20 protein-coding genes are annotated in these 25752 nt (G+C 43.9%); 17 read left to right on the plus strand and 3 right to left on the minus strand.

Translation table 11 applies throughout. The annotated features are described in order from the left end of the window. The first annotated feature begins 38 nt into the window (after window positions 1-38). From NST83_RS08690 to tkt, 12 genes are all read left to right on the plus strand, one after another. Entirely contained in the window at window positions 39-1475 is a 1437-nt protein-coding gene (locus NST83_RS08690) for a four-carbon acid sugar kinase family protein (RefSeq protein ID WP_342417322.1), read from the plus strand. Between the two features lie 62 nt (window positions 1476-1537). Next, a complete protein-coding gene (locus tag NST83_RS08695; protein WP_342417323.1) occupies window positions 1538-2896 on the plus strand; it encodes a GntP family permease in 1359 nt (452 codons plus the stop codon). A gap of 224 nt (window positions 2897-3120) precedes the next feature. After that, on the plus strand, window positions 3121-3978 hold the full coding sequence (locus NST83_RS08700; RefSeq protein WP_137062487.1) for a PRD domain-containing protein: 858 nt from the start codon (window positions 3121-3123) through the stop codon (window positions 3976-3978). A 184-nt stretch (window positions 3979-4162) separates the two neighbouring features. Then, on the plus strand, window positions 4163-6022 hold the full coding sequence (locus NST83_RS08705; RefSeq protein ID WP_342417324.1) for a beta-glucoside-specific PTS transporter subunit IIABC: 1860 nt from the start codon (window positions 4163-4165) through the stop codon (window positions 6020-6022). Between the two features lie 76 nt (window positions 6023-6098). Next, window positions 6099-7508, plus strand: a complete 1410-nt coding sequence (locus NST83_RS08710; protein WP_342417325.1) for a glycoside hydrolase family 1 protein — start codon at window positions 6099-6101, stop codon at window positions 7506-7508. A 145-nt stretch (window positions 7509-7653) separates the two neighbouring features. Then, window positions 7654-8556: a LysR family transcriptional regulator gene (locus tag NST83_RS08715; RefSeq protein ID WP_137062490.1), complete on the plus strand. Its 903-nt coding sequence runs from the start codon at window positions 7654-7656 to the stop codon at window positions 8554-8556. Window positions 8557-8679: 123 nt separating this feature from the next. Next, complete coding sequence (locus tag NST83_RS08720) at window positions 8680-9819, plus strand: 5-methyltetrahydropteroyltriglutamate--homocysteine S-methyltransferase (RefSeq protein WP_342417326.1); 1140 nt, start codon at window positions 8680-8682, stop codon at window positions 9817-9819. 230 nt (window positions 9820-10049) lie between these two features. Next, a complete protein-coding gene (gene tnpA / locus NST83_RS08725) occupies window positions 10050-10523 on the plus strand; it encodes an IS200/IS605 family transposase (RefSeq protein ID WP_342417327.1) in 474 nt (157 codons plus the stop codon). Window positions 10524-10909: 386 nt separating this feature from the next. Beyond that, complete coding sequence (locus NST83_RS08730) at window positions 10910-12955, plus strand: BglG family transcription antiterminator (RefSeq protein ID WP_342417328.1); 2046 nt, start codon at window positions 10910-10912, stop codon at window positions 12953-12955. Beyond that, entirely contained in the window at window positions 12952-13233 is a 282-nt protein-coding gene (locus NST83_RS08735; RefSeq protein ID WP_044647107.1) for a PTS sugar transporter subunit IIB, read from the plus strand. The genes NST83_RS08730 and NST83_RS08735 overlap by 4 nt, the downstream gene beginning before the upstream one ends. Before the next feature lie 15 nt (window positions 13234-13248). Beyond that, a complete protein-coding gene (locus NST83_RS08740; RefSeq protein WP_342417329.1) occupies window positions 13249-14607 on the plus strand; it encodes a PTS ascorbate transporter subunit IIC in 1359 nt (452 codons plus the stop codon). Between the two features lie 54 nt (window positions 14608-14661). Beyond that, window positions 14662-16674, plus strand: a complete 2013-nt coding sequence (gene tkt / locus NST83_RS08745) for a transketolase (protein WP_342417330.1) — start codon at window positions 14662-14664, stop codon at window positions 16672-16674. A 140-nt stretch (window positions 16675-16814) separates the two neighbouring features. Here the strand turns inward: tkt and NST83_RS08750 are convergent, their stop codons facing one another. Continuing rightward, complete coding sequence (locus NST83_RS08750; RefSeq protein WP_342417331.1) at window positions 16815-17159, minus strand: helix-turn-helix transcriptional regulator; 345 nt, start codon at window positions 17157-17159, stop codon at window positions 16815-16817. A gap of 259 nt (window positions 17160-17418) precedes the next feature. Between NST83_RS08750 and NST83_RS08755 the strand changes: the two genes are divergently transcribed. Continuing rightward, complete coding sequence (locus NST83_RS08755) at window positions 17419-17517, plus strand: YjcZ family sporulation protein (protein ID WP_235332280.1); 99 nt, start codon at window positions 17419-17421, stop codon at window positions 17515-17517. Between the two features lie 422 nt (window positions 17518-17939). Here the strand turns inward: NST83_RS08755 and NST83_RS08760 are convergent, their stop codons facing one another. Beyond that, window positions 17940-19070 (minus strand): phosphodiester glycosidase family protein, encoded by a 1131-nt coding sequence (locus NST83_RS08760; RefSeq protein WP_342417332.1) that lies wholly within the window; start codon window positions 19068-19070, stop codon window positions 17940-17942. Window positions 19071-19315: 245 nt separating this feature from the next. Between NST83_RS08760 and NST83_RS08765 the strand changes: the two genes are divergently transcribed. The 4 genes from NST83_RS08765 (at window position 19316) to nspC (ending at window position 24775) form a co-directional block, all read left to right on the plus strand. Further along, window positions 19316-19939: an SMI1/KNR4 family protein gene (locus NST83_RS08765; RefSeq protein ID WP_342417333.1), complete on the plus strand. Its 624-nt coding sequence runs from the start codon at window positions 19316-19318 to the stop codon at window positions 19937-19939. A gap of 181 nt (window positions 19940-20120) precedes the next feature. Then, window positions 20121-22001 (plus strand): molecular chaperone HtpG, encoded by a 1881-nt coding sequence (htpG, locus tag NST83_RS08770; protein WP_342417334.1) that lies wholly within the window; start codon window positions 20121-20123, stop codon window positions 21999-22001. A 426-nt stretch (window positions 22002-22427) separates the two neighbouring features. Continuing rightward, window positions 22428-23627, plus strand: a complete 1200-nt coding sequence (locus NST83_RS08775; RefSeq protein ID WP_137062499.1) for a saccharopine dehydrogenase family protein — start codon at window positions 22428-22430, stop codon at window positions 23625-23627. Window positions 23628-23635: 8 nt separating this feature from the next. Beyond that, window positions 23636-24775 (plus strand): carboxynorspermidine decarboxylase, encoded by a 1140-nt coding sequence (gene nspC / locus NST83_RS08780; RefSeq protein ID WP_342417335.1) that lies wholly within the window; start codon window positions 23636-23638, stop codon window positions 24773-24775. Window positions 24776-24976: 201 nt separating this feature from the next. On the opposite strand, the gene NST83_RS08785 is transcribed toward nspC, so the two are convergent. Beyond that, entirely contained in the window at window positions 24977-25474 is a 498-nt protein-coding gene (locus NST83_RS08785; protein ID WP_342417336.1) for a hypothetical protein, read from the minus strand. Window positions 25475-25752: the final 278 nt, after the last annotated feature.

Consider the following 25752-nt stretch of genomic DNA (forward strand, 5'->3'; position numbering starts at 1 on the left):
AGCATGCTAATCCAGAATTTGAATAAGGTGGAGATTACATGAATGTAAAAGCAGGATATACTTCGTTGTCAGCCCTTCAGGCAGAACTGCCTTCCGAATGGGAAAACAAAGGGATGCGTCAGGAGATTCAACGGATAAATGACTCCAGAGGCCGGAAAATTATCGTTTTGGACGATGACCCAACAGGTGTACAAACAGTTCATGATATCGACGTTTTGACGCAGTGGGATGAAGAATTGCTTCGTGAAGCGTTTGATTCCCCGGAAACACTCTTTTATATCCTGACCAATACTCGTGGGTTTGATGCGCAGACCGCAGAACGAATTAACCGCGAGATTGCTTGCAATGTGCAGGCTGTTGCATCCGAAAAGGGAAAATCATTTACCTTTGTGAGCCGTAGTGATTCCATGCTGCGTGGATATTACCCGCTGGAAACGGATGTACTGGTAGAAGAAATTTCACGCCAGAGCGGACGGAGCTACGATGGTCATCTGATCATTCCGGCCTTTTTCGAAGCTGGGCGCGTGACCGGAGGCAACACCCATTATATGGTGGAGGACGACACGCTGATTCCCGTACATGAGTCAGAGTTTGCCAAGGATAAAGTATTCGGCTATGAAAACGGTGATTTGACAGCATGGGTGGAAGAGAAGACAGAAGGCCGTATTCAAGCCTCGAAATGTCTCGTCATTTCACTGGAACAGATTCGCAAGGGACCGGACGCTGTTCAAGAGATATTGCTGCAAGCCAAAGATAATGTGCCGATCATCGTTAACGTGCTTTCGTATGCAGATATGGATGTGTTGTCAATGGGACTGCTGAAAGCAGAGGAGCAGGGGAAATCGTTCATTTTCCGTACAGCCGCTTCCTTTGTCAAATCATATGCCGGGATATCAGACCGGGATTACTTGCCTAAAGAACGTCTGATTGCAAGTGGACAGGAAGGCCATGGCGGTATTGTCGTCGTTGGCTCCTATGTTCAAAAAACAACACGCCAACTGGAGCAGCTACTGACGTATCCGGGTATTGTGGGTCTGGAAATTGATGTAGAGCGGGTGCTTGAGCCTGCGGGCTACAAACAGGAATTAAGCCGCGTCATAGAAGAAGCCAACAAACAATTGGCTGCGGGCAGTAATGTGGTTGTATACAGTAGCCGCAAGCTGATCGTAGTGAATAACAAAGCCGACAATTTCAAGATTAGCCAAACGGTATCCGGCGCATTGGTCGAGATCGTACAGTCGCTTGACATTGTGCCCAAGTTTATCATTGCCAAGGGCGGCATCACTTCCAGTGATGTAGCGACCAAGGGCCTTGCCATCCGCAAAGCGCGTGTACTTGGTCAGGTAACGGCAGGTATCCCGGTGTGGTTGACCGGAGACGAAGCCAAATTCAGCGGTATTCCGTATATCGTGTTCCCCGGGAATGTGGGCGGAGAACGGACATTGCTGGAAACCGTAGAGAAAATCGAAAACTAGCAGGGGGAACCCCTGTATTTTAACAACATAGAGAGCGCTTACTTAACTAAGGGGGTTATGTGATGTATTCCGTATTTGGACTCAGTCATGACGCAAGTTTGTTGTTGTATGCACTTATTTCTATTATCGGATTGATTGTACTGATTGCTAAAGTCAAAATGAACCCTTTTGTCGCGCTCATTGTCGGTGCTGTATTTATGGGTCTTATCGCAGGCATGCCGCTGAAAAGCATCGTAACGGCCTTTCAGGAGGGCGTAGCCAGTGTCCTAGGTTTTATTGCGATTGTGCTCGGTCTGGGTACGATGCTCGGTAAGCTGATGGCTGAGTCTGGTGGCGCGGAGCAGATTGCCAAAACGATGGTTCGGGTGTTCGGTGAGAAAAACGTCCATTGGGCCATGATGGTTGTCGCTGTTATCTGCGGTATCCCTGTGTTCATTCAGGTGGGTATCGTGCTGTTGTTCCCGCTTGTATTCGTGATTGCCAAGCATACGGGAACGTCGCTGATCAAAATCGGGATTTCCCTTGTAGCTGGATTGGCAGTCGTGCACAGTCTGATTCCACCACATCCGGCGGCGATGCTGGCCGTAGGTATTTTTAACGCCAACATCGGTAAAACGATCTTCCTTGCGCTCATCGTAGCGCTTCCTTCCGCAGCCATTGCGGGTCCGATCTACGGAAGCTGGATTTCCAAACGTATCAAGGTGGAAACCTCCAGTGAATTGATGGAGCAATTTACAGAAACGAGAGAAAGAAAGCTGCCAGGCTTCGGTATTACACTTTTCACCATTATGCTGCCTGTTATTCTGATGCTCATGGCGACGATTGTTGATCTGATTTTGCCAGAAGCCAACGGCTTTAGACAGGTCATTGATTTTATCGGCAGTCCGATCATTGCGTTGCTGCTTGCCTTGTTGTTCTCGCTCTACTCTTTTGGTTATGCACGTAATTTCGACAGCAAACAGCTATTGAAATTTACGAACGATTGTCTCGGTCCGGTTGCTTCCATTATCTTGCTGATCGGCGCGGGCGGCGGTTTCAACAAGATTTTGACCGCCAGTGGCGTGGGTGACGCGATTGCAGGTTTTGCCCAGCATGCACATTTATCACCGCTTGTGCTTGCCTTCGTCATTGCGGGTCTGATCCGTGCAGCCGTCGGTTCTGCCACGGTAGCCATGACGACAGCGGCGGGTATTGTTGCCCCGATTGCGGTCACCATGCCGGGGGTAAGCCCGGAACTGCTGGTACTGGCTACAGGGGCAGGCTCGATCATTTTGTCCCATGTCAATGACTCCGGCTTCTGGATTGTCAAAGAATACATGAACCTGTCCGTACCGCAAACCCTGAAAACGTGGACGGTGATGGAAACCATTCTCGGGTTCAGTGCTTTCGGTATCGTGATGGTACTGAGTATCTTTATCTGACTTATATCATAATCTATATTTACCAAACGACTTTTAATCACGATTGTATTGTTATTCTGGTTTGAAAGCGTTATAGTAAAAGTAATTGAATGAAGGGGCAAGTAACCTTCGGGATTGTTACTGGTTAGCAGGCGATACCCAAATAATGACTAATTATTTAGTCGTTATTTGGTTTTTTTTGTTATTACAAACTTTGTCATTACATCAATGAGGTGAGTAGATATATGATCATCCGGCAAATATTTAACAACAATGTTATTCGGGCCGAAAATCAGGTTGGTCATGAATTTGTTGTCATAGGGAATGGTCTGGGCTTTAAAAAGAAAAATGGTCAGAGGGTCGATGAGGAAAAAATAGAAAAAACTTTTGTATTAAAGTCCGATAAAATTCCGCAAAAATTAATTGATCTCATTGGAGAAACATCTGTAGAGTATTTAAAGGTGGCGGATGAAATTGTAGGGAACGCGAAAAAGGAAATGGGAGATATTTTTAGTGATAACATTTATATCTCTTTAATTGATCATATTCAATTTGCTATCTCTCGGTACAGGAAATCCGTGGGACTAAAAAATTCACTTTTGTGGCAAATTAAAAAATTTTACAAAAAAGAATTTATGATTGGTATGAATGCACTGGATATGATCCACGCTCAATTTGGTATTCACATGGACGAGCATGAAGCAAGCTTTATTGCCATGCATTTTGTCAATGCAAGGCAAGACGGTCAGGGAATGAAGCAAACAGTTGAGATTACGGAGGTCATTGATGACATTTTCAACATTGTAACCGATTACTATCAGCTGGCATTGGATGAAACTTCATTCAACTATTCCCGGTTTATTACTCATTTACAATACTTTGCTCAAAGAATGCTGAGTAACGAACAAGAGCAACGAGCTTCAGGCGACAACTTCTTGTATGAGCAGGTCAAAGATAAATACACGAAGGCTTTTCAATGTACCCATTTGATTAATCAATACCTGGAAAGCAAGCATGAAAGCGCTATGTCGATTGATGAAAAGGTGTACTTGACGATTCATATACAGCGTGTGACTTCCAGAACCGATATGGCTGGTTCCTAGAAAAAAAAGCTTGCAAACGATTTCTGAGTGATTTATAGTAGGCTCACAACTTAAATATAAGGATTGTTACTGGTTAAGCAGGCGATACCTAAATGAATGGCAGTGATCATTTTCTTTGATTACACAGGCCTTTCGTTTAGGTATTTTTTTGTTTTCAGACAATCTGCCCAGAAGGAGAATGAACATGGACCATAAGAAAATGGGCGATGACATCGTACGCCTCGTTGGAGGAGAAGAAAATATTAACGGGCTTGTGCATTGTGCGACACGGCTCAGATTTGACCTGAAAGATTCAAGAAAAGCCGAAAGAGAAACGCTAGAGAAGCATGAGGGCATCATCACTGTTGTCGAAAGCGGAGGGCAGTTTCAAGTGGTTATCGGGAGCCACGTTGCCTATGTATATACGGAGATCATGAAAAACAGGGATTTTGGATCGGACTCTCCTGCGGCTGGTGAATCAAGCGGAAAGAAGAGATCGGTCATATCTACAATCTTTGAAGTTATTTCCGGCAGTTTCTCTCCGTTGATTCCGGTGATGGCGGGCTCGGGTATGCTGAAAGCACTCCTGACGGTTTTGACCTTGCTGGGGTGGATGTCTGCGACAAGTGATACCTATCTGATCCTGTCCGCTGCGGGGAATGCTGTGTTTTACTTCTTGCCGATTTTGCTAGGGATCACGCTCGGTATAAAGCTGAAGGCGAATCCTTATGTAGCCGGTGTCATCGGTGCGGCCCTCATGGAACCCAACTTTACGGGGCTGATGGACAAAGGCTCTGATGTATCGTTTTTAGGAATACCGGTGGTCATGATGAACTACTCGGCCAGTGTTTTCCCGGTTTTCATATCCATCAGCATATATGCGTTGGTGGACAAGTTTTTGAAGAAGATCATTCTTAAGGATCTACAGCTTTTTTTAGTTCCGATGCTGGCTTTAATGATTATGGTTCCGCTATCTGCGATCGCATTCGGACCTTTCGGTACAGGGGTAGGAGATTGGATTTCTTCAGGTGTGACATGGTTAATCGGTGTAAGTGGCATTTTGTCAGGGATTGTTCTTGGCGGTTTTATGACCTTTATGGTCGTCTTCGGACTTCACTGGGGGTTTACACCCATCACGATTCAAAATATCGGTGTTGGCGGTGATCCGATTGAGGCGATGGCTGCAGCAGCAGTATTTGCTCAAATTGGTGTCGCATTTGGTATTTTCCTGAAGGCGAAAAAAGATAAAACACTTAGAACTCTTGCCGGTTCCACGAGTATTACAGGATTGCTGGCTGGTGTGACAGAACCGATTGTGTATGGTCTGGTGCTTCGCTTTAAACGTGTCATTCCCATTGTCATTATCGCAGGGGCTATAGGCGGAGCCATCAATGGACACTTTGGGGTAAAAATGACGGCTTATGTTTTTCATAATATTTTTGCTATTCCAGTGTATACGCCAACCTTGATTTACGTGATTGCCATTTCATGTTCATTTATAGTTGCAACGGTACTGACCCTTATTTTTGGGTATGAAAGTAAGGTTAAGGGGGGGACCCCGGAAATGGATGAATCCGTGAAAACAGAAGAACCCGTGGCCGTCGACATCAAGAAAGAAACGATATACAGCCCGATCACAGGCAAGACTATACCACTGAGCCAAGTGAATGATTCTGCATTTTCTACAGAGGCCATGGGAAAAGGGTTAGCCATTGAACCGTCTGTCGGTGAGGTCGTAGCGCCGATAGATGGAGTCGTAACCTCGCTGTTCCCCACAGGACACGCGATAGGCTTGACTTCAAATGGGGGTACAGAGATATTGATTCATATCGGAATTAACACGGTTGCGCTGAAAGGGAAGCATTTTAATCCAGTGGTTAAAGAGGGCGACAGTGTGAAACAAGGCGAATTGTTAATCCAATTCGACAGGGAACAGATTATAGAGGCAGGATACGAAATCGTGACGCCTGTCATCGTTACACTTACTAAAAATAAAGTGGACGTATTCGAGACAAATCAGGAGCAGATTCAGAAAAACGAAGTATTGTTAACTTTGGTTGTATGATATAGGAAAGCGTCATCATCACATACATGGATTGCGAACATCAGAAGGATATAACTATAACTGGAGGGACTATATCATGAAACATGATCAATTGAAGGCATTTCCCGAAGATTTTTTCTGGGGAGGTTCAACTTCCGCTTATCAAGTGGAGGGGGCATGGGACGAAGATGGAAAAGGCCCCTCTGTCATTGACATGGCTAATCACGTCGAAGGGGTCACTGATTTTAAGGTAACCAGTGATCACTACCATATGTTCAAAGAAGACGTAGCTTTGATGGCTGAAATGGGCTTTAAAGCGTACCGTTTCTCGATTGCCTGGACACGTATTTATCCACAGGGCGCAGGTGAAGTTAATCAGAAGGGAATCGCGTTTTACAGCTCATTAATTGACGAACTCATTAAATATGGTATTGAACCTATTGTTACCATGTATCATTTTGATCTGCCATATGCTCTTGAAAAACAAGGCGGATGGTCGAAGAGGGAGACGATTGACGCCTTCGAGCAGTATGCCAAAACGTTGTATGAGAACTTTGGAGATAGGGTGAAATACTGGTTAACCATCAATGAGCAAAATATGCTGATTCTCCATCCCGGCTCCATCGGAACTTTAGATACAAGCCTGGAAAATCCGCAAAAGGTACTGTACCAACAAAATCATCATATGTTAGTAGCGCAGGCGAAAGCGATGGTTTTGTGCCATGAGATGCTGCCTGATGCGAAAATAGGACCTGCGCCGAATATTGGGGTCATATATCCGGCCAGTTCCAAGCCAGAAGATATGCTGGCGGCTGATAACTATGCAGCCATTCGCAACTGGCTCTATCTGGATATGGCGGTATTTGGTCGATACAATCACATTGCCTGGAGCTATTTGATCGAAAAAGGATATGAGCCTGTCATTGAAGAAGGCGATATGGACATATTAGCGAAGGGAAATCCGGACTTTATCGCTTTTAATTATTACACCTCTCAAACCGTAGGAGAAAGCTTGGATGACGGAAATGATTTTTCACATACAGGAGATCAGCATGAAATTGTGGGTGAGCCTGGAGCATACAGAGGCTCGGTGAATCCCAATTTGCAAACGACGGAGTTTGGATGGGAGATTGATCCGGTCGGTTTTAGATCCACGTTACGCCAAATTTATTCTCGCTATCATTTACCTTTAATCGTGACAGAGAATGGCTTGGGAGCTTTTGACAAGCTTGAAGAAGGTGATGTCGTGAATGATCCTTATCGGATTGACTTTTTCAAGAAACATATTGATCAGATTCAACTGGCTATTACAGATGGCGTAGACATATTCGGCTTCTGTCCGTGGTCTGCGATTGATCTTGTCAGTACCCACCAAGGCTCCAGTAAGCGGTATGGGTTTATCTATGTGGATCGGGAAGAGTTTGATCTCAAAGATTTGCGCCGTATTCGTAAACAAAGCTTCTATTGGTATCAAAAACTGATCGCCACGAATGGTGAAGCCCGTTAATTAAAGCAATAATACAAGAGCACCTCCCTGAAATGGATATTACCATTTTGAGGAGGTGTTATTTTGGGTTTAGGGGTTTCTTAAACAGCAGTGTTATCATATGCTATATATATAGAAGAAACACAAACGGAAAGGACACCATGCATTGACCTTACAACAATTAAAATATGTCATCGAGGTTGCCAATCGTGGCTCCATGAATGAGGCGGCAAAGCGGTTGTTTATTTCCCAGCCCAGTCTGTCGAACGCGATTCGGGATCTGGAGGAAGAAATTCATATCACGATTTTTGATCGTACCAATAAGGGTATTTCTTTGTCCAAGGAGGGTGTGGAGTTTCTCGGTTATGCGCGTCAGGTCGTCGAACAGGCGGAGCTGCTGGAAAGTCGCTATCTGGATGCCAAGCCTTCACCGCAGCATTTTTCCGTATCCACGCAGCATTATGCTTTTGCTGTAAATGCATTTGTGAATCTGGTGAATCAATATGGACAGGACGAGTATGAGCTGGCTTTGCGGGAGACGAAAACCCATGAAATCATACAGGATGTCAAAAGCTTGCGCAGCGAAATCGGAATTTTATATCTGAACGAATTTAACGCCAAGGTCATTAACAAGCTGCTAAAGGATGCGAACCTGCAATTTAACAGCCTGTTTACCGCCAAGCCGCATATTTTTATCAGCACGAATAATCCGTTATCCCGGCAGTCCAGCGTGACCATCGACCAGCTTCATCCCTATCCGTATCTGTCCTTTGAGCAAGGGGAGTACAATTCCTTTCACTTCTCCGAGGAAATTCTCAGTACGTTGTCGCATCCCAAAAGCATTCGTGTCAATGACCGGGCAACTCTTTTCAATCTGCTGATTGGCCTGAATGGGTATACCATTTCTACCGGGGTGATCAGCGCGGACTTGAATGGTAATGAGATTATTTCCGTGCCTTTGGAATGTGAGGAATCTATTAATGTGGGATGGATTTGTCATAAAAATGCTTCGCTCTCCAAGCTGGCTTCCGTCTATGTAGAAGCGCTGCATGAGGCGATAGGCGAGTAAAAAGATTGGTATAGCTTTAGGCTATAACTAGCTATAGTTTATTGGATTTACATTATAACTGAAAATGTGTGTTATCTTTCTTACAAGAACTTCACTACAGAAGCGAAAAAGGAGATAACCCTAATGAGCAGCATCCTTGACAATGCATCCCAACGAAAAGTGACCCCTTTCAGACATGATATGGTCGGCAGCTTTCTGCGTCCACAAGCAATCAAAGACGCCAGAATCAAATTTCAAAACAACGAAATCTCTGCGGATGAACTGAGAAAGATTGAAGACAACGAAATTACAAAGCTGGTAGAAAAGCAAAAATCCGTAGGACTTAAAGCTGTGACAGACGGCGAATTCAGACGCTCTTGGTGGCATCTTGATTTTATGTGGGGGCTGGACGGCGTGGAAAAGGTACAGCTTTCGAACGGCTACCAATTCCAAGGTGTGGAAACAAGAGCGGAAACTGCACGCCTGACTGGTAAAATCGGTCACTCCCGTCACCCTTTCATTGAAGACTTCAAATTCTTGAAGCAAGTAGCAGGTGAGGATGCCATTGCACGTCAAACCATTCCGGCACCTGCGCAATTCCTGGCCGAGCTGCTGCGTGGAGAAAATAAAGAAACAACCGATACCTATTACAGTAATCTGGATGAGCTGGTGACGGATATTGCCAAAGCTTACAAATCCGTGATTCAAGCCTTGTATAATGAGGGCTGCCGCAGCTTGCAGCTGGATGATTGCACATGGGGCATGCTCTGCGATAAAAACTATTGGGAAGCCAGACAGCATGCGGGTGAGAATGTGGAAGATACCAAAAAGCTGTTCGCCCGCGTGAATCAGGAAACCGTAAATGATCTTCCAGCCGATTTGGTCGTTACAACCCACGTATGCCGTGGTAACTACCATTCCACCTGGGCATCCTCGGGTGGCTATGAGCCAGTTGCCGAAACTCTGTTCGGCATCGACAACATCGACGGCTACTACCTCGAATTTGATACTGACCGTGCAGGCGATTTCACACCGCTGAAGCATCTGAAAGGCCAGCAGCAGATCGTCCTGGGCCTCGTTTCCTCGAAAATAGGTGAGCTGGAAGATAAGCAGACGGTCATTAACCGCATTAAGGAAGCGACTCAATTCGTCGACATCAACCACATCTGCCTTAGCCCACAATGCGGCTTCGCTTCGACAGAAGAGGGCAATATTTTGACAGAAGAGCAGCAGTGGAAAAAGCTTGCCTTCATTAAAGAGATTGCGGACGAGATTTGGAAGTAAGGGTTTAGGGGAATTGATTGGGTAGGTTCTTTAAACTAAAGATCCCGTTATCATATAAAACACGCCACATGGGGCGTGTTTTTTTTATTATGGCTTTAGCCAGTTGAGTGCGTGAAACGCGCGAAACAAAAAACCACCCGCTATGCGGGTGGAGGAATCGAGGGTTTCACCACTAAGACCATTCCAATAAAATTGAGATGTTCAGGCTCAAAAGAAAGGAATGGTCTTAGATGGCAAACAAGAGCTACAGCCTAGCTCACACAAAGTGGATGTGCAAATACCACATTGTATTCACCCCGAAGTATAGACGGAAAGAAATCTATAATCAAGTGAGAAAAGATTTAATCGAAATCTTCAGACGTTTATGTAAGTACAAGGGAGTAGAAATTATAGAAGGTCACATGATGCTCGATCATGTTCACATGTGGGTAGCGATTCCACCGAAAATTGCTGTCTCAACGTTCATGGGATATCTAAAGGGAAAAAGTTCGCTAATGATATTCGAGAAGCATGCTCAGCTCAAGTATAAATACGGAAATCGAAAGTTTTGGGCAGAAGGGTATTATGTAAGTACAGTGGGCCTAAATGAAGCAACGGTAAGAAAGTATATTCGTGAACAAGAAGCACATGATCAAGCACTAGATAAGCTGAGTGTAAAAGAATACGAAGATCCATTTAGCAGTAACAAGAGCAAAAAGAAGTAAAACCAGTTTAACTGGTAAGTGAAAGTGACAAATAACACTGAGCCTGAACAGTTTTTCGGTCAGGCTAGCGTCTTTAGGCGCAGTTTGGTAACAGGGGGTTATACCCCAAGAGCAAACCACCCGTTGGACGGGTGGTCATGATTTGGCGTGTGACTTAGCTTGCGTTTGAGCGCACCCTGTAGAGGGCATACCTGTTTTGTAGAATTATTGCCTTCCCCTCTACAAGTCACGCTATTGATTTTACAGGAGCCTCTTGCCTTTCGCATGTAAGTAAAGGATGACATTTCAGTCCAATACACCTGCCAACATCACAACAAAGATTGGATTCAACAGCTATGATATGGCTCATAATTTTCATTTATAATAAGCACAAGGAGGCTCATAAGATGTTTGACCACAAGTCATTGCAATTGCTAACTCAGATGGTTAACTATCCGAAGTTGTCAATTCCGGAGTTGAGACTTCAATTGAATTTATCGCCTCGACAGTTTGAATATACGCTGAATAAATTAAATGCCGGACTAATTGAGTTGGAATTACCGAAGATTGAAGTAATTGAAATGGGGTTTAAGATTGACGAAAGAGTTAAGAAATACTGGAAAAATGAGGAGTTATCACTTGGTCGCAAGCAACTGGTTTTTCAAGAGAATGAACGACTGTATTTGATTTATTTATACACGTATATTCGGCGGGAGCCGATTTCGATCGTTCATTATCAGTCTTTGCTCCAGGTAAGCAGGAATACGGCCTTGGCAGATGTCAAAAAGCTACGTGCGCTTTGTCAGGGAGAAGGTGTCAAATTAGATTATAACCGAACGGACGGTTTTAAATTGGAGGGAGAAGAGCGTCACAAGCGGCGATTTGCATCGGTATGTATTGGGACACTATTACAGTTGCCGATGGGACGCCCGGGTATCAAGCAGGTGATGGATAGTTGGAAATATGAAGATGCGAGTACAACGATCAAGCAGCAATTAATCGATATGGCTCATGAGTATCAGGTCGTCTTTGTGGGCAACAGGCTGGATCAACTTATTTATGAGCTGTTGTTTCTGCAATTCCGCTATGGGCGTAATGAACTGTTTTTGCCCGTTAAGCAAACAGAGTTAATACAACAACAACCACTCTTTCTAATGGGTAAGAAATTATCCGCTTATTTGTTTAATGAAGTGCATGAGATGGAGATCGTATATCTAACGATTCAATTATTGTCAGCTACGCAGGGCGTGCCCCATATTTATCCCAGTGAAGAGCTGAATTATGTATCTGACGAAATTATCAGGGAAGTAGAACGCCTGACCCTAGTACCCTTTAAAGAAAAACCTATTTTGCAATCGATCTTGTACAAGCATCTGGTACCAGCTTACTTTAGGATTATGTGTGAAGTGCCTTTATCTAATCCTTTAATTGACACTATCAAAGCAGAACATGATGCCCTGTTCAAACTGGTCAAGCAAGCGTTGAAGCCATTGTCTGATTTTACAGGGGAGTGGATCTCGGATGAAGAGGTTGGATACTTTACCATTTTGTTTGGGGGGCATGTCCGCAGATTAGAACTTGAACCTAAAGTATACCGGGCTACAATTGTATGTCCAAACGGGATCAGTTCCTCCATGATGTTACGGACGCAATTGTGTCAGCTATTTCCGGGCGTGCATTTTACGGAATCACATTCGGTTGCAGAATTAAAAAAGATATCTCCGGATAGCTATGACATGATTTTTTCTACTATTTATTTGGAATCATCCAAACCTGTTTACTTGACTCGCCCATTATTAACCGCATTAGAAGAAGATTATTTGCAACAAGCTGTTGCTGCTGATTTTGATCTGCCCGTACCTTCTGCGGTGCCCATAGATGAATTAATGGCTACCATACGGAAACATGCCACGATTAAAAGCGAAAAAGCACTTTATACAGATTTAACAAATCATTTACGACAGATGCGTTCAATTGAAAGGAGTCATTCCCCTATGTTGTCCGAGCTTTTAACTGTAGATAAAATTCGATTCACGGATGCTCCCCTGGATTGGAAGGAAGCGATTCAACTAGCAGCCAAACCATTAGAGGAACAGAACTATATTACACCTGACTACACACAGGCAATGATTAACAGAGTTTTGGAAATCGGTGCTTTTATTCATGTCGGCAAAGGAATTGCTATCCCACATGCAAGGCCGGAACAAGGTGTGCAGAAATTGGGGATGTCGCTGTTGCGAGTGAAAAAACCGGTGTTGCTGCTTGATCAGCCGGAGCATGCGATTGATATGTTTATTTGCCTAGCGGCGATTGACAATAAGTTGCACTTAAAGGCGCTGACGGAATTGACTTCGTTTCTGGTCAACGACGATTCGTTAAACCGTTTGAAAGAAGCTACAACGGCGGACGAAATTATAGCCATGATGCAAAAAAAAGGAGACGATAAAAAATGAAAATTTTAACAGTTTGTGGTTCTGGTCTGGGAACAAGCTTTATGGTGGAAATGAATATTAAGCAGCTATTGAATGAGATGGGCGTAGAGGGTGTGGAAGTAGATCATTCCGATCTGGGTTCCGCTACGCCTGGGAGCGCAGATGTGTTTTTTCTTGCCAGAGACATTGCTGAAGGCGGAGCGAGCCTGGGTGATGTGGTCGTTCTGGAAAACATTATCGATCTTGAGGAATTACGCACAAAACTAACAGCAGTCTTACAAGATAAAAATCTATTGTAAGGAGAATTGGCCCATATGAATAAAGCTTTGAATATACTGATTAACGTTTTGAGTGAGCCTTCTGTGCTAGTTGCGTTGATTGCTTTGGTAGGGTTGCTGGCTCAGCGGAAAAATCTCTCGGATATCCTGAAGGGAACGACCAAAACGTTTGTAGGATTTCTTGTCATCAGCGCAGGCGCAGGTGTTTTGCAGCAAGCTCTTGCCCCTTTTGGCGATATGTTTAAAGCAGCGTTTCATGTAAGCGGTATCGTTCCAAATAATGAAGCTATTGTGGCTATTGCCGTGAGTAAGTATGGTTCCTCCACCGCATTGATTATGTTTTTTGGTATGATTGTGAACCTGTTGATTGCTCGTTTTACACGATTTAAGTACATTTTTTTAACAGGTCATATTACGCTATATATGTCATGTATGATTGCTATCATTTTATCAGTGAGTGGTTTCACATCCGTCTCCCTTATCCTTTTTGGAGCGCTGACTGTAGGTATTTTCATGTCGCTTTCTCCAGCCGTTGTGCAGCCATTTGTCCGTAAATTAACGGGCAATGACAATGTGGCTTTGGGGCATTCTGGCGCGGTCGGCTTTGCTATTGGCGGGCTGGTAGGTATGGCAGTGAAAGGCAAGAAAGACATTGTATCCACTGAACAAATCAATTTCCCTAAAGGACTCGGCTTTCTGCGGGACAGTACGGTCAGTATTGCGTTAACGATGGCGGTCTTCTACATCATTGTAGCCCTTTTTGCAGGTCCGGCTTATGTCGAAAGTCACTTGAGTAACGGGAAAAACTATATTTTATTTGCGCTACTTCAGGCAGGGTTGTTTTCTGCAGGCGTGTTTATCATCTTGTCGGGTGTACGTCTGGTCTTGGCTGAAATTGTACCGGCATTTAAAGGGATTTCCTCGAAAATTGTACCGAATTCCAAACCGGCGCTGGATGTCCCTATTGTTTATACCTATGCTCCGAACGCGGTACTGATAGGCTTTTTCTCCAGTTTTGTGGGGGGGATTGTCAGCATGCTCATTCTGGTTTTATCCGGCGGGACTGTTATTTTACCTGGGGTTGTCCCGCACTTCTTCACAGGAGCAGCAGCAGGAGTGTTTGGAAATACCATGGGCGGTGTGCGTGGCGCCATTTTAGGCGCATTTGTGAACGGAGTGCTCATCAGTTTCATGCCCATTCTATTAATACCTGTTTTAGGGGATCTCGGGTTAGCCAACGCAACCTTCTCCGATTCCGACTTTGGTGTAGTGGGGCTGTTCTTGAGCGGGCTAAACCAGATGGGTGGAAAAACGATAACGATGATCGGGATCGGTGTGGTGCTGCTCATTATGATTTTGGTAAGCCTGAAAAAGCCGAAAAGCAGTGCGCAATAAACAATATAAATGAACACTATAAAAAACGAGGATCAGGAAGAGAGGACAAACTTTATGAGATTTGACCAGCAAGACCTTCAAGCCGTTATGGCCATCCGAGCATTATCTTTAGACGCGATTGATGAAGCAAACTCCGGGCATCCCGGATTACCTTTAGGAGCAGCACCTATGGCTTATGCTCTTTGGTCACAGGCATTACTTGTAAATCCCAAAAATTCGCGATGGGAAAATCGGGATCGGTTCGTTCTGTCTGCTGGCCATGGATCCATGCTCCTTTACAGTTTGCTTCACTTATCCGGTTTTAATGTGACGATTGACGATTTGAAGAAATTTCGCCAGCTAGGTTCCCGAACGCCCGGGCATCCAGAAGTCGGACACACCGACGGTGTGGAAGCGACGACGGGACCCTTGGGACAAGGGGTGGCGATGGCTGTTGGCATGGCATTGGCAGAACGGCATTTAGCAGGTTTATATAATAAGGAGTCATTTCCGATTGTGGATCACTACACATATTGTTTGTGCGGAGATGGTGATTTAATGGAGGGCGTGGCTAATGAAGCGATCTCTCATGCCGGCCATGAGCAATTGGATAAATTAATCATGCTATACGATTCCAATGACATATCGCTGGATGGAGAACTGAGTCACTCTTTCTCAGAAAATATAAAACAGCGGTTTGAATCCAGTGGGTGGCAACATATCCTGGTTACAGAGGGCAATGATCTTACCGAGATTACTGCAGCGATTGACTTGGCACGAGAAAATCATACACAACCTACAATTATTGAAGTGAAGACTGTGATCGGGTATGGCTCACCGCATGCCGGTACGCATAAAGTTCATGGTTCACCTCTGGGAGAAGCAGGAACGGCTGCGGCAAAATTGAGCTATCAATGGGGACTACCGGCTTTTACCGTATCAGAGGAAGTATATACCCTTTTTCGTGAAAAAGTAGCAGCTCGTGGTGCCAAAGCCGAGGCTGAATGGCAGGCTCTAATGGTGAATTATACGGAAAGTTATCCAGAACTGGCTAAACAGTTTCATGACAGCTTTACCAATACACTGCCCGTAGATTGGGGAAAACCATTGGCTGATTACGAAGCAAGCTCAAGTAAAGCAGGACGAGATACCGGCAGTGACATCTTGAACTTGATTGCACAGCGGATCCCTTATTTCTTTGGAGGTTCAGCTGACTTAGCGAGCTCCAATAAGACATTAATTGCAGGAGATGAACGTTTTTCTAAAACAGCCCCAGCAGCACGTAACATTTGGTTTGGTGTACGTGAATTTGCGATGGCAGCTGAAATGAATGGCATAGCACTGCACGGTGGGTTAAAGATTTATGGAGGAACTTTCTTTGTATTTTCCGATTATTTAAAAGCAGCTATACGCTTGGCGGCCATTCAGCAACTTCCGGTGATTTACGTACTAACCCATGACTCTATTATCGTAGGAGAAGACGGACCTACCCATGAGCCGATTGAGCAACTGGCAGGATTGCGTGCGATGCCGAATTTAAATGTAATCCGTCCCGCAGACGGCAATGAAGTGATCGCTGCCTGGCATGTGGCGATCTCATCAGTTTCAACACCGACAGCACTTGTCCTTACACGTCAGGCTCTGCCGATCCTTGCAGGCAGCTCTGAAAAGGCGTTGGAAGGTGTGAAAAAAGGCGGATATGTTTTAGCGCCTGCTTTCAAAGAAGTACCAGATTTGCTGTTAATCGCAAGTGGTTCAGAGGTGAGGCTGGCTGTCGAAGCACAGAGTATCTTGGAAAACGAAGGCATTTCAGCATCTGTCGTAAGCTTGCCGAACACATCTGTTTTTGATCAGCAGGACGAAGCTTACAAAGAAAGAGTCTTGCCCAAAGCAATACGTGCCCGCGTTGGCATTGAAATGGGGGCAAGCTTTGGCTGGGAACGCTATATCGGACTGGACGGAAAGATGTTAGCCATTGATCGTTTTGGCGCATCCGGTAAAGGAACCGAAGTTGTAGAAGCCTTTGGCTTTAACGCACCCAATATTGTTGCTTTAGCGAAAGAGGTACTTGCTGAATTAAGGAAATGATAAGAAATTAGAAACACTGAAAAGACGTAAACACGCTACTAATCAGTACGCAAAAAAGTCGTTCATTAGATCAATCTGATGAGCGGCTTTTTTGATATGTTTCTACACGATGTAACTGAACCACGTATGCGTGCGTGTCATTATTCATTGTTTAAAATCTCTTTAACAATATTTTTCGCTAGCTTAATTTTTTGAGGGTTTGACTTTCTAAGCAATGTTAGTATTTCATTTAGTTCGGCTTCATGCTTTGTAACCTTAATTTCCTCATTTACATAAGCAAAAAGCTGAATCAAATTAACATCCAGTGCATCTGCAATTTTAGCTATATTCAATAACGATACGTTCTTTTCCCCACGTTCAATCTGCCCTATGTATGAAAAATGAAATCCATCTTTTTCTCCAAGCGATTCCTGAGACAAGCCCTTTTCTTTTCGCAAAGCACGTATCCTAGCACCCACTAATTTGAGAACTTCTTTATCGTCCATCTTCTACACCTCACTTATTCTAAAAGTGTAGACAAGATATCTAAAGGAAAACATTAAATGATGAATACAATAAACATTAATGATATCTATAAGTATTATTTTGGGGCATAATGAGACTAATATTGAAATTCTCTGGAGGAATAGATATGAAAAAAGAAGAAGTCCTACCATGCCAAATAAACGTTGCCAATGCGCCCTGTCGTAACCCGTTTTTCTTCATACGATAAGAGTATGCTTTAAAGCAAGGAGGGATTCAGACATGGGTGAAGTTGGTTACGGTGGAGCATGGACATCCACAGGCGCAATTCTGGTATTGTTTATTTTATTGGTTATTATTACTAAATCTTTTATGATCTAACAGCAGGTTAGCGTCGCTTAAATTCACAAAGCAGCCTTCTTTCACTATATAGTGAAAGAAGGCTTTTTTTGTGTAGAACGGATGCTAACCTAAGCATGTTGTCTGTCCCTGCAAGCATTGCTATACTTTATATACTGGGAAAATTCCCCTTAGCAATGTGACATACATGGATACGCAGAATACGCGAAAAAAACGGAGATTCGTTGACCAAAATCAAGAGGATTACACAATGAACGTAGCATGGCGAAGGCAGTAATAGCTTTACAAGTCTGATTCGATTGTAAAGACAGGATGAACCCTGTAACGACCCGGACAAGCCGCTTGAATATGCGGAAACCCTGAACAGGTGCAAACCTGAACTTATGAAAATGGAAAAAAGGCTACCCGCACGGCGTACACATCCGCGAAGACAGCCTTAAAATCTATTGATATTTTACAATTATTGCATTGCTGATCTGGCGGCCGGGTGTGGTGAGATAGGAACCGTTGTAATACAGCCCACTGGAAGCACCGCCATCCAAATTCATGGCCTGATAAGCACCAGCCTGCTTCATGATTTGAGCAAGCTGTGGAATAGTGGCTCCGCTTGTGGTCAGGAGAATTAGCTTATGATCCCGTGTAATCCCGAGGGCGCTTCTGGCCCCGCCGCCTGTTAATATTTTAGGGTCCTTGAAGCCTTCGGCTTTTATATTCAGGGAAACCTTTCCGTTCGTCACTAAACGAGGTCCGGCTTGAAGGGCGCCTTCGACGTTGCCTTGGCTTAAACGCTGCTCAAAGGCAGGACCTGAAACCAGCTCGGCCAAATGGTTAGCATCGTACGTGAAGACGGTTCGTTGGTCGCCAGAGCTTTTTTTCAACAATTTCCCGTGGCTGGCCAGGTAGCCATAAGGCGTTTTGTAGGAGTTTTTGGTATAGGCGTCAAAGTAGGTACCGTTGATAGCTACAACCGCTTGATTGCGTTTGGCGAGACCGCTTAAGTTCTCCACCTTGCCGATGCTATTCCCTGCCAGCGCCACGTCCAGACTCACCTTGGGATGAAGCATGGAGATGGTGACCACCTTAGCGGAGAAGGTGCGTGATCCGACCTTGAAGCTTTTATGAGCCTTCGTGATCGGTGTGGTACTGCCGGGCAGCTTGCCTGTGAGTACCGGAAGCGAGACAGACGCTGTGCCTTGACTGATATGTACCGATGAGGCTTCCTTTTGCCATGAGACTTGCAGGTTTAGATGCTGACTGATGAACTTCAGGGGAACGTAGGTGGAACCATTATCGGTAAAAGGAGCCTTTTGCAAACGGATCGTTTGATCATTAGCTTTGGCCACAGACTGTCCTGCAAATAACGTGAGCCGGGTATCGCCCTGGGCAATCTCAATCTTTTTGTCCTTAGTCGTCTTGTTGATGGTGACCCCTTCATAGCTGTTCAGGAGACGGAGTGGGATAAAAGAATGGTTACTCTGATCCACATAAACCAGCATGGGTACTGGTGCAGCAGCATAGATCGGGGTTACAAGGATCAGCAGGAACAAGATAACAAGTGCGGTAATTTTTTTCATGAATAGATCAATCTCCTTATGTAGTCTTGACACTTTACGAGGTGCTTGTACTTATATCGGTTTTATAAGCTATAAATGTATGTATCCATGAGCTTTGGACCATCTGGGTAACCATGAGCCTCTGCGCTGGTAATACTAATATTTTAAAAACGATGATAAAAGCAAAATCTGTTAAGCTGAACTTGAAAAAATGTTTAATGGCACATGATGCAGATCTGATATAGAAAGGAAAGAGGTGCGGGGACATGGACAAGAAGGCGGATATTCGCACATCCATGAAGGAGTTATTTGCACATATGGATGAGGCTTTTTTTATGGACTTGGTAGAAAATGTACCCTTCGAGATGCGTGACGGCAATGCCGATGAGGAAGGCTGGATCAAGTGGAAGCCTCTTCCTTCGCAGATCACAGAGCAGGAGGTTCGGGATCTTGAGGAAACCTATCATTTCGAGCTTCCTCCCTTGCTGAGAAGTTTCATCATGTCCTATCATTATGTGGCTTTGCAATTCGATAACGAATTCATTCCTGGAATATACTGGAGCGATTGTGCCTTTATTGAGTTTCCGCGACTGCCTGTGGGTCAAGGCTTGAAGGGATTTCACGATTTGCTCCGCGAATGGTCGCCCTTGCTATCGGCAGGCTATATTCCCTTTGCAATTGCAGAGGACGACCAGGGTCCCGTTTGTCTGAATGCAGGAAGCAGACATAAGGATGGGGACTATCCTGTCGTATGGTTCTTTCATGAGGATTTGAAGCATCTGGACGCGGATGAGTTGCGCATCAGGGATAACCTGATTCCCCATGTACAAGGGCTGTTTCCCTCTTCTGTCGAGATGTTTAACGTGATGTTTAAGCAGATCAGGCACTAACAATTTCGGAATTGGGACTGTATCATGCATCCATCGTATTGACATAAAAAATGAGGAATGTTATAAAAAAAGGTAGGCTGGCACTCAAATGAGGGGAGTGCTAACAGACTTTCCAGTTTGGACGGTTCCCCATGTGCAGCCTTACCTTACATAAGGTTCATATTCGAAAGGAGATATCAGAATGGAGAAAAAACAGTTTCAGGCTGAGTCCAAGCGTCTGCTCGAAATGATGATTAACTCGATTTACACGCAAAAGGAAATTTTTCTAAGAGAGCTGATCTCCAACGCAAGTGATGCAATTGACAAAATTTATTACAAAGCGTTGACGGATGATCAACTGGTCTTTGACAAAGAAAATTACTATATCAAAGTAACAGCCGACAAGGAGAACAGAACGCTCACTCTTCGTGATACCGGGATTGGTATGACCAAGGAAGAACTGGAAAACAATCTGGGTGTCATTGCTAAAAGCGGCTCGCTGGCGTTCAAAAATGAAAATGAATCCAAGGATGGACATGACATCATTGGACAATTCGGGGTCGGTTTCTATTCGGCATTTATGGTTGCGGATGTTGTTACAGTGACTACAAAGGCACTGGGCAGCGATACCGCTTATAAGTGGGAATCCACAGGTGCAGATGGATATACCATTGAACCGGCTGAAAAAGACGAGGTCGGATCTGTGATTGTTTTGAAAATCAAAGAAAACACCGAGGATGAGTCCTACGACGAATATTTGGACGAGTATCGTTTAAAAGCACTGATCAAGAAATACTCCGACTTTATCCGTTATCCGATCAAGATGGATGTTACAGGCAAACGTTTGAAAGAGGGCAGTGACAACGAGTTCGAAGATTACGAAGAAGAACAGCATATTAACAGTATGGTTCCTATCTGGAGAAAGAACAAAAGCGAGCTGACCGACGAGGATTATCAAAATTTTTATGCGGAAAAACGCTATGGCTACGACAAGCCACTCCAGCATATCCATGTCAGCGCGGACGGCGCGGTGGTGTACCAGGCTATTTTGTTTATTCCAGAAAATATCCCGTTTGATTTCTATTCCAAGGAGTATGAAAAAGGACTGGAGCTGTACGCTAACGGCGTGCTGATTATGGAAAAATCGCCTGACCTGCTGCCGGATTATTTCAGCTTTGTCAAAGGTATGGTGGACTCCGAAAGCTTATCGCTGAACATTTCCAGAGAAATGTTGCAGCATGACCGCCAGTTGAAGCTGATTGCCAAAAATATCGAAAGCAAAATCAAAGGCCAACTGCTGACCCTGCTCAAAAATGACCGGGAAAAGTACGATCAATTCTACAAATCATTTGGCAGACAATTGAAATTTGGTGTCTACAACAATTATGGCAGCCATAAAGAAACACTTCAGGACCTGCTGATGTTCTACTCTTCTACGGAGAAAAAGCAGGTTACACTGGACGAATATGTATCTCGTATGCCTGAGGATCAGAAGTATATTTACTATGCTTCCGGAGAGTCCAACGAGCGTATTGAGAAGCTGCCGCAGACCGAAATGGTGGCTGACAAGGGCTACGAAATTCTGTACTTCACCGATGATATTGATGAGTTCGCTATTAAAATGCTCATAAGCTACAAGGAGAAAGAATTCAAATCCGTATCCAGTGGCGATCTGGGCATTGAGGCTGACGAGAATGAGAAGGAAACAGAAGCGGAACAAAACGACAACAAAGAGCTGTTCGAGTACATGAAGGGCTTGCTGGAAGGCAAGGTATCCAGTGTTAAAGCCTCCAAGCGCTTGAAGACGCATCCGGTGTGTCTGTCCGCAGACGGCGAAGTGACGATTGAAATGGAGAAAATCTTAAATGCCATGCCGAACAACGCCGATGTCAAAGCGAATAAAGTGCTGGAAATCAACATCAACCATGCGGTGTTCAACTCTTTGAAAGAGGCTTTTGCCGAGGACAAGGAGAAGGTCAATCTCTATACGGCATTGCTGTATAATCAAGCTCTATTGATCGAAGGCTTGCCACTGCAAGACCCGGTTGAATTCACCAACGATATTTGCAAAATCATGGTTTAATAAGCTTTAATACTGTACAGAGCCGTTCCCGCATCGGGGGCGGCTTTATTCATGGATAAACAATCCTACAGTACCAGCCAATCATTTTCCCCCCTCTGAATCTTCTTCATAGGAAATAGCGGGTGGCCTTTTTACTAGAAATAAGATAATATTAGCTCTTTAAGGCTGTTTACTTTGAGTGCGAAAAAACTTCCTTTAAACGTGCACTGACTTCCCTGGAACGCCTTCGGAAGAGCTATTGTTTTCTTTATTTTATGGTGTTTTCATGCCTGAATTTGGGATTTGTAAAATTTTTGTGACATAGTGGTGTGAATTTTTACACTGCAAATTATCGTTTTTCTTGATTATTTGGTGGGATGTCATTATAATCATTTTGTTTGCAAGAATGATTAGCGATTAGCGTATGGAATAAGGAGGTTATTTATTTTGGGAAAAGCATTGATTATTGGCGCCGGTGGCGTGGCCAGCGTTGTGGTGCATAAATGTTGCCAAAACCCAGATGTATTTGAAGAAATTTGTATCGCGAGCAGAACTGTTGAGAAATGCGATGCGCTTAAAGAAAAGCTGGGTGGAGGCCGTACGAAGATACAAACGGCTCAGCTGGATGCTGACAACACCGACATGGTCATTGACCTGATTCGAAGCTTTCAACCGGATGTAGTTATCAATGTGGCTCTCCCTTATCAGGATTTGACGATTATGGATGCTTGCCTTGAGACAGGCGTTCATTACGTTGATACGGCGAATTATGAACCGCCGGATACGCCGAAGTTTGAATACAGCTGGCAATGGGCCTACAAAGAAAGATTTGAAAAAGCGGGCATTACAGCTCTGCTGGGCAGCGGTTTTGATCCAGGCGTGACTGGAGTATTTACGGCTTATGCTCAAAAGCATTATTTTGATGAAATTCATACAATTGATATTGTAGATGCGAATGCAGGGGACCACGGATACCCTTTTGCCACTAACTTTAATCCGGAAATTAATATTCGGGAAATTACGGCGAAGGGCCGTTACTTTGAAAATGGAGAGTGGATTGAAACTGAGCCCCTTTCCGAGAAAAAGGTATACGACCTTCCTGAAATCGGACCGAAAAATATATATCTTTTGTACCATGAAGAACTGGAATCTCTTGCAGTGAACATTAAAGGTGTGAAAAAAATCCGTTTCTGGATGACTTTCTCGGACAATTACCTGAATCATTTGAACGTGCTTCAAAACGTAGGCATGACTTCCATTGAGCCTATTGATTACGAAGGACAGCAAATCATTCCATTGCAATTCCTGAAAGCCATTTTGCCAGACCCGGCTTCCCTGGGACCTAGAACCAAGGGTAAAACGAACATTGGATGTATCATCCAAGGCGTTAAAGACGGAAAACCGAAAACGTATTATGTATACAATGTGTGTGATCATGAGGAATGTTATGCAGAGGTTGGCTCTCAAGCCATTTCCTACACGACAGGCGTTCCTGCCATGATTGGCGCAATGCTTATCATTAAAGGCATCTGGAAAAAACCAGGCGTATACAACGTTGAGGAATTTGATCCAGATCCATTCATGGAAGCACTGAATAAACACGGATTGCCATGGCAAGAGAGCTTCACGCCAACGTTGCTTGATTGAGGCCTGTGATGAATATTGATATTAGCGGACTTCCATCACCTTGTTACCTTGTTGACGAAAGACTTCTTGTGAAAAACCTTGAGGTTTTAAATTCTGTTCAAGAGCGAACAGGCTGCAAAATTTTGCTTGCTCTTAAGGGATTTTCGATGTTTTCGACATTTCCTCTGGTTGGTAAATATTTAAAAGGCGTAACTTCCAGTTCATTGTTTGAGGCGAGACTGGGTCGCGAAAAAATGGACAAGGAGGTTCACGTATACGCACCAGCTTATGTTGACAGTGAATTTGACGAGCTGCTGGAGTATGTTGACCACATCGTTTTCAACTCCTTCGATCAATTGAAACGGTTCAAAAGTAAGGTGCAAGGCGTGACTTCCAAAAAGATAGACATTGGAATTCGGGTGAATCCGGAATATTCGGAAATCGAAACTCCGCTGTATGATCCTTGCTACAACAACTCCAGAATGGGTGTGACCTTGGCTAACTTTAGACCTGAGGATCTGGATGGCGTGGATGGTATTCATTTTCATACGATGTGTGAACAGAATTCCGACACGCTGGAGCGCACCATTAAAGTCGTGGATGAGAAGTTCGGGCCATACATTAAGCAAATGAAATGGCTTAATTTTGGCGGCGGTCATCATATCACCAGAGAAGACTATGATCTGGACACGCTGGTACGCTGCATCCAATATTTTCAGGATAAATATGGTGTACAGGTTTACCTGGAGCCGGGCGAAGCTATCGCTTTGAATACCGGTTATCTGGTTGCTACAGTCCTGGATACGATGAAAAACGGAATGGATATTGCGATTCTGGATACTTCGGCTGAATGTCATATGCCTGATGTACTGGCTATGCCTTATCGTCCGAATATCATTGATGCAGGCAAGCCTGGTGAGTATGCGTACACCTACAGACTCGGTGGCCTTACTTGCCTAGCAGGAGATGTGATTGGCGACTATTCCTTTAAAGAGCCATTGAAGCCGGGAGACAAGCTTGTATTCTGCGACATGGCCCATTACACGATGGTCAAAAACCACATGTTTAACGGAGTCAACCTGCCAGCCATCGCCAGCTACAATGACGAAGAAGGCATTAAGGTAATCCGTCAATTCTCCTACGAGGACTTTAGCTCGCGTTTGTCGTAAGACTTACACAGGGGTAAAAGAACTGAGTGCACCGAATAGAATGACTGAACTACAAAAGCCTCGCCCCTTGAGATAGGGTCGAGGCTCTTGGTGTAGTTAGAGTTTTTTGATTTTTGTACGCGCCTTTTGTATGTATCCAACACAACAGCAGGCAGTAAATAATAATTTAACTATTTGGAAAGTTACATAAATTTATTTAGGCTACCTTATAACTTCAGTAGAGATTTTATAGTAAAATACGTTTCCTCCAGGTTGAAGTCCTGGTACATCGACAGCTAGGTAGTATTCCTTACCTTTTTCAAGATCAGCATTTAAAGAATATTGGGCGTTTTTTGAACGTTTAATTCGTTTACCATTACTATCGTAAAGAGTTAGTTCCATCCAAGAATCAGGGTATTTGTTGCCTTCAATTATAAACTGAACTTCGTTCGATCTAAAAGCCTTAATTTTAAATACATCGTAGGCTTCCCAGCCTCCTTGAACCTCTTTACCAAGGGTTCCGATGACAGCATCACCTATAAAAAAATAGTTAGCTTGTTCAAAACTATCATTTGGCTCCTGTTCATTATATTCAAGTACAGAGGTTAGAGTTGATTCCTTTGCTACTGGTACAGGATTTGCTTCTTCGGCCAAAGCGACACTGGCAGAAGTACTTAACATAAGTGTCAGACCTAATGAAGCTAACAACGTTTTTTTCATGAATAAACGACCTCTCTTTTTGGGATTTATATTCATTTATATGAATATATTAGTAATAGAACTCAGATTAATTTTATACTATTTACCAGTGAATTGGAACAATAAAAAGGAATATTTATCAATAAAATAAATATAATAGAACATTTTGTTACAAAGGTGTATTTTTTCATCCCTCAGAAGTAAAATCTAAGGAAGTTCTGTAGAAAAGGAAATGAAATATGTACTAACAGTTCAAAATGGAAAATATAATCAGAGCTTTTTTGCTGGAAATTCGGTGA

Origin of the sequence: Paenibacillus sp. FSL R10-2782, from assembly GCF_038592985.1 — a bacterium.
In the GTDB taxonomy this organism is placed as follows: domain Bacteria; phylum Bacillota; class Bacilli; order Paenibacillales; family Paenibacillaceae; genus Paenibacillus; species Paenibacillus terrae_C.

Bases quoted from the DNA above. Each gene is read 5' to 3' on its own strand.
- NST83_RS08690 (WP_342417322.1), top strand. From the start codon at position 39: ATGAATGTAAAAGCAGGATATACTTCGTTGTCAGCCCTTCAGGCAGAA.
- NST83_RS08695 (WP_342417323.1), top strand. From the start codon at position 1,538: ATGTATTCCGTATTTGGACTCAGTCATGACGCAAGTTTGTTGTTGTAT.
- NST83_RS08700 (WP_137062487.1), top strand. From the start codon at position 3,121: ATGATCATCCGGCAAATATTTAACAACAATGTTATTCGGGCCGAAAAT.
- NST83_RS08705 (WP_342417324.1), top strand. From the start codon at position 4,163: ATGGACCATAAGAAAATGGGCGATGACATCGTACGCCTCGTTGGAGGA.
- NST83_RS08710 (WP_342417325.1), top strand. From the start codon at position 6,099: ATGAAACATGATCAATTGAAGGCATTTCCCGAAGATTTTTTCTGGGGA.
- NST83_RS08720 (WP_342417326.1), top strand. From the start codon at position 8,680: ATGAGCAGCATCCTTGACAATGCATCCCAACGAAAAGTGACCCCTTTC.
- tnpA (WP_342417327.1), top strand. From the start codon at position 10,050: ATGGCAAACAAGAGCTACAGCCTAGCTCACACAAAGTGGATGTGCAAA.
- NST83_RS08730 (WP_342417328.1), top strand. From the start codon at position 10,910: ATGTTTGACCACAAGTCATTGCAATTGCTAACTCAGATGGTTAACTAT.
- NST83_RS08735 (WP_044647107.1), top strand. From the start codon at position 12,952: ATGAAAATTTTAACAGTTTGTGGTTCTGGTCTGGGAACAAGCTTTATG.
- NST83_RS08740 (WP_342417329.1), top strand. From the start codon at position 13,249: ATGAATAAAGCTTTGAATATACTGATTAACGTTTTGAGTGAGCCTTCT.
- tkt (WP_342417330.1), top strand. From the start codon at position 14,662: ATGAGATTTGACCAGCAAGACCTTCAAGCCGTTATGGCCATCCGAGCA.
- NST83_RS08750 (WP_342417331.1), bottom strand. From the start codon at position 17,159: ATGGACGATAAAGAAGTTCTCAAATTAGTGGGTGCTAGGATACGTGCT.
- NST83_RS08755 (WP_235332280.1), top strand. From the start codon at position 17,419: ATGGGTGAAGTTGGTTACGGTGGAGCATGGACATCCACAGGCGCAATT.
- NST83_RS08760 (WP_342417332.1), bottom strand. From the start codon at position 19,070: ATGAAAAAAATTACCGCACTTGTTATCTTGTTCCTGCTGATCCTTGTA.
- NST83_RS08765 (WP_342417333.1), top strand. From the start codon at position 19,316: ATGGACAAGAAGGCGGATATTCGCACATCCATGAAGGAGTTATTTGCA.
- htpG (WP_342417334.1), top strand. From the start codon at position 20,121: ATGGAGAAAAAACAGTTTCAGGCTGAGTCCAAGCGTCTGCTCGAAATG.
- nspC (WP_342417335.1), top strand. From the start codon at position 23,636: ATGAATATTGATATTAGCGGACTTCCATCACCTTGTTACCTTGTTGAC.
- NST83_RS08785 (WP_342417336.1), bottom strand. From the start codon at position 25,474: ATGAAAAAAACGTTGTTAGCTTCATTAGGTCTGACACTTATGTTAAGT.